Below are 6,730 nucleotides of genomic sequence, written 5' to 3' on the forward strand. Positions count from 1 at the left end.
CTCCCCATCTCCCCATCTCCCCATCTCCCCATCTCCCCATCTCCCCATCTCCCCATCTCCCCATCTCCCCATCTCCCCATCTCCCCATCTCCCCATCTCCCCATCTCCCCATCTCCCCATCTCCCCAATTAACAATTTAAATGGGTGACAGCTTATAACTTTTAACCCTACCCTGGTAGGCTAAGAATGAGGGCTTTCACCCTCTATAAGAAAAAGATTTTAAACAAAGACTACGTTGCATCTATGAGTATTAAAGACAAACCTCAACCCCCTCGATCTCGCCTAATTGGCAATATTCTCTTGTTTTTAGGGGGTTTATTTCTTGTAGCTAACCTATTCTTGCCTGGATTCTTCGGACAGAAAATCCCTCGGGTACCCTACAGCTTGTTTATTGACCAAGTCCAAGATGGAAAGGTAGCGCGGGTTTATGTTGGGCAAGACCAAATCCAGTATCAGCTCAAAGCTGATACTGAAGAGCCAGGACAAATTCTGATCACGACCCCAATCTATGACCTAGAGTTACCCCAACGGTTAGAAGATAAAGGAGTAGAATTTGCTGCTGCTCCTCCCCCTAAACGAAGCTGGTTTACCATCGTGCTCAGCTGGGTGATACCTCCACTAATTTTTGTTGGCATTTTGCAGTTTTTTGCAGGGCGTTTTGGTGGTGGTGGACCCCAAGGTGCTTTGTCTATTAGCAAGAGTAAAGCTAAGGTTTATGTGCAAGATGATACCACTAAAGTTACCTTTAATGATGTGGCTGGGGTAGAAGAAGCCAAGACTGAATTACAGGAAATTGTGGATTTTCTTAAAACGCCCCAACGGTTTACTAACATAGGAGCACGAATTCCAAAAGGAGTGCTATTAGTTGGACCTCCTGGAACGGGTAAAACCCTAATGGCTAAAGCAGTAGCTGGGGAAGCTGGTGTACCATTCTTTAGTATTTCTGGATCTGAGTTTGTAGAACTGTTTGTTGGTGCTGGTGCTGCCAGAGTCCGGGATTTATTTGAACAGGCCAAAAAGAAAGCTCCCTGTATTATTTTCATTGATGAGTTGGATGCTATTGGTAAATCCCGTGCTAGTGGTTCTGGTTTTGTTGGTGGGAACGATGAGCGGGAACAAACCCTCAACCAGTTGCTAACGGAAATGGATGGGTTTGCTGCTGGTGATGCTACGGTAATTGTGCTAGCAGCCACTAACCGCCCTGAAACCCTAGATCCAGCTCTGTTACGACCAGGACGATTCGATCGACAAGTGTTAGTAGACCGTCCCGATTTATCCGGTCGCTTGAAAATTCTAGAAATCTATGCTAAGAAAGTGAAGCTGGGGGAGGATGTGGATCTAAAAGCGATCGCAACTCGTACTCCTGGTTTTGCTGGTGCTGACCTCGCTAATCTCGTTAATGAAGCAGCGCTGTTAGCTGCCCGCAACGGCAAAGAAAAAGTAACCCAGGCGGACTTTGCTGAAGCGATTGAGCGAGTAGTAGCTGGTCTAGAGAAGAAAAGCCGGGTACTCAATGACAAAGAGAAAACCATCGTTGCTTACCATGAAGTCGGTCATGCTCTAGTTGGTGCCTTGATGCCTGGTGGTAGTAAAGTCGCTAAAATCTCGATTGTGCCACGGGGGATGGCAGCACTAGGCTACACCCTGCAAATGCCTACAGAAGACCGCTTCTTAATGGATGAAAAAGAACTCCAAGGTCAGATTGCCACCTTGCTTGGTGGACGGGCAGCGGAAGAGATTGTGTTTAATAGCATTACCACCGGCGCTTCCAATGACCTCCAACGAGCTACGGATTTAGCGGAGCAGATGGTAACGACCTATGGCATGAGTAAAGTTCTCGGACCGTTAGCTTACCAGAAAGGTCAGCAGTCAAACTTTCTCGGAGATGGGATGATGAATCCCCGCCGCAATGTCAGTGATGAAACTGCTAAAGCGATTGATGATGAAGTCAAAGAGATTGTCGAAACAGGTCATCAACAAGCATTAGCGATTCTGAACGAGAATCGGGAGTTGCTCGAAACCATTGCTAAAGAAATATTGGACACGGAAGTAATTGAGGGTGACAAATTGCAAGAGCTTTTGAGTAAAGTTAAGTCTGCCGAGCAGGAGCCTGCTGTCGTTTAATCGCAATTTTCAATTGCAAGGATTACAAGGGTTGGGTGCGGAGTTTCCCCGTGCCCAACCCTTTGATTAATCAAGTAATCTGAATGCTTACATAGTATAGTTGTTATGAATGGATTATTTGATATTCTAGAAAAAATCGAAAAATGCCCTGGTATGTATATTGGTCGTCCTTCGGTAACCGATTTATTTATGTTTTTAGTTGGCTATGAATATGCTCGCAGTGAGATGGATATTGAGTTGACTGAAGCAGAAGCCAAATTTTATGAGGAGTTTCAACCTTGGCTACAGGAAAAACTGGGGGTTAAGTCGGTTACGTCATGGGCTAAGTTAATTATGCTTTCTTGTCATGATGAAAAAGTAGGTTTTGAATATTTTTTTCGGTTGTTGGCTGAATTTAAACAAAACCATGGCTTGTTAGCTACAGAATCAAGTTCTGAATTTGTTCGTCAATAATGATTATTGTTGAAGGTCAAAAAAAAGTAGAAACTTGGCACCAGGCATCAGCAGTTTCAGTACCTGCATATAGCCCTTAGCATCAGTAGGGTTCTCGAACCGAGCGAAAACCACTGGTGCCATCGGTGGTAACAACCTCACCATTACCCATGGGTATAGGCGATGGGACATAATATTAAGTTATCTCCTGTAAAGGGGACCCAGAGCCAGCCTTCCAGCCTGACGAAAACTCTAGGCTGGCTCTTCCCGTGGATTTTATTCTCCACAATTTCAGTTTAGCACAAAAAATTTAATATCATAGCATATTTTTTGAATTTTTGTAAATTTTTTTTTTTGAGGCACTATTTACTAAGTCCCAACTCCCAAAGGACGGTTAATTTATGCCTAATAGATTCCTCTTAGATCAGATTAGAGCAAATTTCTTTCAGCTGCAGGGGATGCTATCTGAAAATCCCCCCAGGGCAAACCCATCTAAATTCTCGAAACCTTAATCAGAAGTAATAAGTAAAAATACTTATTTTATGACTCTCATATCCAGTAGGTATTTGTAACTAAAATGTGTTTACCCTGAACAAAATTTGGAAAGCGTGAACCACCCCAGCCCCTGTTACCACAGTAAATACAGCTTTAACAGGCAATAATTTAACGATTTTCGGAGATAAGAGGATATAAGGATAGGTAAATGGCTAAATAAAACTAAATTTGATTAAAAATAATCGAATAAGCACCTTTGACACCATACTAATTAGTCTGCTTTAATCTACAGACGTGGGTAAAGAAATGTTAAGTAGCAAAAATCAGTGTTGATCAAATTTGCCGAAAACCCCGACTATGACCTTTTCTTGATGCAGTTGCTCATCAAGAAAACCCGTAATACCAAGCCGGTAGTCGCTCATGGGGGGGATCCCCAACACCGCGCTACCTCCCTGCATCGCTTGTCGAAAATTATCCCCATCTGACCACCCGACCATCTCCCTACCTATTTTTTCCAAGGTTGAAACTGCCCTACTAGCACAACAGCTGTACCGGTCGCAATCAGGAATTGAGGAGGGTGATGATTACGAGTATGGTTACTGTGAGTGGGGTTAGCCCGAGCCGCCGGTTAGTAGTAATAAATACTTATCTTAATAGGATAGCCGTCTAATGTCAACCACAAGGAATGACACCCTTCACCCTAGAAGAGACTCGTCCTGACTGCCTGTGTTGCCATCATTCGCAGTGCAGTGCTCCGGTTTTATTAAACCTTGACCGTCCATTAAGTCTGTTCTTAGAAATACAGTTTTGTGACATACTCCCACACGCTCATCAAAGATTACAGTGTGGGCTTCTTACCAACTCCACCCAACGGTTCGGATACTCGGTAAGCTTTATTAACCACACGGGATGCCCCTCCGCGCCGGAACAATACAATAAGTTCTGTTTTTTAGTGGCTGACAAACCAGCATTTAAGGCCTTTGGCCACGCTGCGCGAACGGCTTTGTTTATCAGAATATATTATAGCAATTTTATTAATACCCTGTGCAAAATTCATCCCACACCTATGCATAGCATAGGTGTGGGATGAATTTTGCCGGACAGCCAAAAAAATTTGTTGCTACCCCTAGGAAAATTTGTAAATTTTTGTTACAATACTTAAGTAGCGATGCTAAGGTTAAGCTAGTCACTCTTTACAAAGCAAATCTAAAGAAAATGTAAAATTAGCGTTGCTCAAGCAGTGCAGCGAGGTAGCGCCTTCATGCGGGGGTTCCCCCACCATGAGTGACTACCGGTGCAGCCAAAGGGAGTTTTCCCCACTCGCGCTTTGCATAAAGACATTAAAGAATGAATTTAGATGGTCTGGTTTTGGTAAATCCCCCGTTGCTTCCCTAATTTTGGGGGAAGTTGAGGGTTTTGTTCCCTGCCCCGGTGCCCTTGCAGTGGTCGAATTAAATTCGCCGCGAGTCGCACCGGCAAATTGGGGGGCTAGGGGGACGGAAATATACCTAGAAATCTGCCTTGCCATGTAAATTCTTTCAGATCGGAACATCCAAACAAGCAATCTCCAAACAACACAATTATGGTTCAAGCTAAACCTAATCCAAAATCACTAAAGCTCTCTCCTTCACAGTCAGAGCAGATTATTCAATTCCACCACCCAGAAAAGTACCGCACCTCAGAGTGGTACACCGGTCATGGAGAAATCGCTGCTAGTGGAGACGGTCGCTCTTTTGAAATCTCTGCTACCTATGCGCTAAAGGCAACAGTTAAATTAGTAGACGGAGTTTTCAACCCTGCTAATCCCACTTTGGCGGAGGTTTACAGTCGTCGCGGTCGTTGTGTGGCAATTGTGGATCAGACCGTAGATGAGCTTTACGGAGCCTCAATTCGCCGCTACTTCGAGGAGTATGAAATTCCTCTTAACTTGCAGCCCTGCCGCGCTTGGGAATCTGACAAAACTCCCGAAACCGTCCACCGCTTGCTGAAATTTTTAGGTAAAGATGGCTGCGACGTTTCCCGCAACGAACCCGTACTAGTGGTAGGTGGCGGTGTTCTCAGTGATGTAGCCGGACTTGCCTGCGCCCTGCAGCACCGACGCACTCCTTATATTATGGTCGGAACTACGGTTGTGGCTGCTATTGATGCTGGTCCGTCGCCCCGCACTTGCACTAACGGTGCCCAATTCAAGAACAGCATTGGCTCCTATCATCCTCCAGTAATGACTTTGGTAGACCGCAGTTTCTTCCGTACTTTGGCGACAGGTCACGTCCGCAACGGTATGGCAGAAATTATTAAAATGGCAGTCACCGATGATCCGGTTCTGTTTGAGTTAATGGAACAATACGGTCCGCGCTTAGTAGAGACTCACTTTGCGACCCTAGATGGCGATGAGAAACTCGCAGCGATCGCTGATACAGTCATCTATCGGGCATTGTTTTCCTACATGAAGCATGAAGGAACAAATATGTTCGAGACTTACCAAGACCGTCCCCACGCTTATGGTCACACCTGGAGTCCTCGCTTTGAACCTGCTGCCAAATTGATGCATGGTCATTCTGTCACTATTGGCATGGCGTTCGGCGCGACTTTAGCTGCAGAAATGGGCTGGGTCAAACCAGAAGAACGCGATCGCATTATCGCTTTGTGTCGCTCTCTGGGTCTGTCTGTTTACCACCCCATCCTAGAAGATATTGACCTGATGCTTGAAGGTCAGAAAAATATGCGGCGCAAGCGAGGAGAAGGGGGTTTATGGGCTCCATTGCCAACAGGGATTGGTTCCTGTGATTACGCTCAAGAAGTATCGTCAGGATTGCTACAACTAGCCATTGACAAGCATAAGGAATTATGTTCTTCTTTTCCTGATGATGGAAAAGGCACAGAAATGTACCTCAGCGACCTCGGCCTTGAATAAAAGGAGTAAAAATGACTAACCTATTACAAAGTCCCCCAACTCCAAGGCCCGTAACTCCCTTAGGAATTTTAGTGCAACAGCTGGAAGGAATCGTGGAGATGGCCGAACAGGAGAAAGTGCCCGCTTCTCTGATGGCGTCTCTCCAACAAGCACTAGCCCTAGCCGCTGGCATCGATCCTTACCTTGAAGAATGTGCGACTCCAGAGTCTCCTGCCCTAGCGGCCTTAGCCCAGAAAACGGCAAGAGAAGATTGGAGCAAGCTTTTCTCAGATGAAGAAACCGTGCGCCAGTTGGAGCAAGAGATGCTCTCTGGGCATATTGAAGGACAAACCCTCAAGTTGTTTGTCTACATGACTAAGGCAAAGCGCATCCTAGAAGTCGGGATGTTTACTGGATATTCCGCTCTAGCCATGGCAGAAGCCTTGCCTGAAGATGGGGACTTGGTTGCCTGTGAAGTCGATCAATATGTCGCCGACTTTGCCCGTGCTTGCTTTGAAGCATCTCCTCACGGCAGCAAAATTAAAGTGGAAGTCGCTCCAGCTTTGGAAACCCTAGAAAAGTTGGCAGATGCCCAGGAATCCTTCGATTTGGTATTTATTGATGCTGATAAGAAGGAGTATGTCGATTATTTAAAGGTCTTGCTAGACAGGGATGTATTGACTCCTGGTGGCTTTATCTGTGTGGATAATACCCTGCTTCAGGGACAACCTTATTTACCCCCAGAGCAACAGACTGCCAATGGAAGTGCGATCGCTAAATTTAACC

General features: G+C 45.5%; 6 protein-coding genes. 5 read left to right on the plus strand and 1 reads right to left on the minus strand.

The window, feature by feature from the left end; all coding sequences use genetic code 11:
- Positions 1-243: 243 nt before the first annotated feature.
- Both ftsH4 and F6K49_RS29610 read left to right on the plus strand, forming a co-directional pair.
- Entirely contained in the window at positions 244-2,124 is a 1,881-nt protein-coding gene (gene ftsH4, locus F6K49_RS29605; protein ID WP_293102366.1) for an ATP-dependent zinc metalloprotease FtsH4, read from the plus strand.
- Positions 2,125-2,229: 105 nt separating this feature from the next.
- Positions 2,230-2,577, plus strand: a complete 348-nt coding sequence (locus tag F6K49_RS29610; RefSeq protein WP_293037145.1) for a hypothetical protein — start codon at positions 2,230-2,232, stop codon at positions 2,575-2,577.
- Positions 2,578-2,580: 3 nt separating this feature from the next.
- Here the strand turns inward: F6K49_RS29610 and F6K49_RS29615 are convergent, their stop codons facing one another.
- Positions 2,581-2,748, minus strand: a complete 168-nt coding sequence (locus F6K49_RS29615) for a hypothetical protein (protein WP_293072302.1) — start codon at positions 2,746-2,748, stop codon at positions 2,581-2,583.
- 723 nt (positions 2,749-3,471) lie between these two features.
- On the opposite strand from F6K49_RS29615, the gene F6K49_RS29620 reads away from it, so the two are divergent.
- The 3 genes from F6K49_RS29620 to F6K49_RS29630 form a co-directional block, all read left to right on the plus strand.
- Positions 3,472-3,666, plus strand: coding sequence for a hypothetical protein (locus F6K49_RS29620; protein WP_293102370.1), 195 nt, complete (start codon positions 3,472-3,474; stop codon positions 3,664-3,666).
- A gap of 967 nt (positions 3,667-4,633) precedes the next feature.
- A complete protein-coding gene (locus F6K49_RS29625; protein ID WP_293083733.1) occupies positions 4,634-5,965 on the plus strand; it encodes a sedoheptulose 7-phosphate cyclase in 1,332 nt (443 codons plus the stop codon).
- Positions 5,966-5,976: 11 nt separating this feature from the next.
- The coding region (locus tag F6K49_RS29630; protein ID WP_293102375.1) for a class I SAM-dependent methyltransferase at positions 5,977-6,730 on the plus strand (754 nt) is incomplete at its 3' end.

Source organism: Moorena sp. SIO3I6, from assembly GCF_010672095.1.

Excerpts from the sequence above, each read along its gene's own strand:
- ftsH4 (WP_293102366.1), top strand. The coding sequence starts at position 244 with ATGAGTATTAAAGACAAACCTCAACCCCCTCGATCTCGCCTAATTGGC.
- F6K49_RS29620 (WP_293102370.1), top strand. The coding sequence starts at position 3,472 with ATGGGGGGGATCCCCAACACCGCGCTACCTCCCTGCATCGCTTGTCGA.
- F6K49_RS29615 (WP_293072302.1), bottom strand. The coding sequence starts at position 2,748 with ATGTCCCATCGCCTATACCCATGGGTAATGGTGAGGTTGTTACCACCG.
- F6K49_RS29625 (WP_293083733.1), top strand. The coding sequence starts at position 4,634 with ATGGTTCAAGCTAAACCTAATCCAAAATCACTAAAGCTCTCTCCTTCA.
- F6K49_RS29610 (WP_293037145.1), top strand. The coding sequence starts at position 2,230 with ATGAATGGATTATTTGATATTCTAGAAAAAATCGAAAAATGCCCTGGT.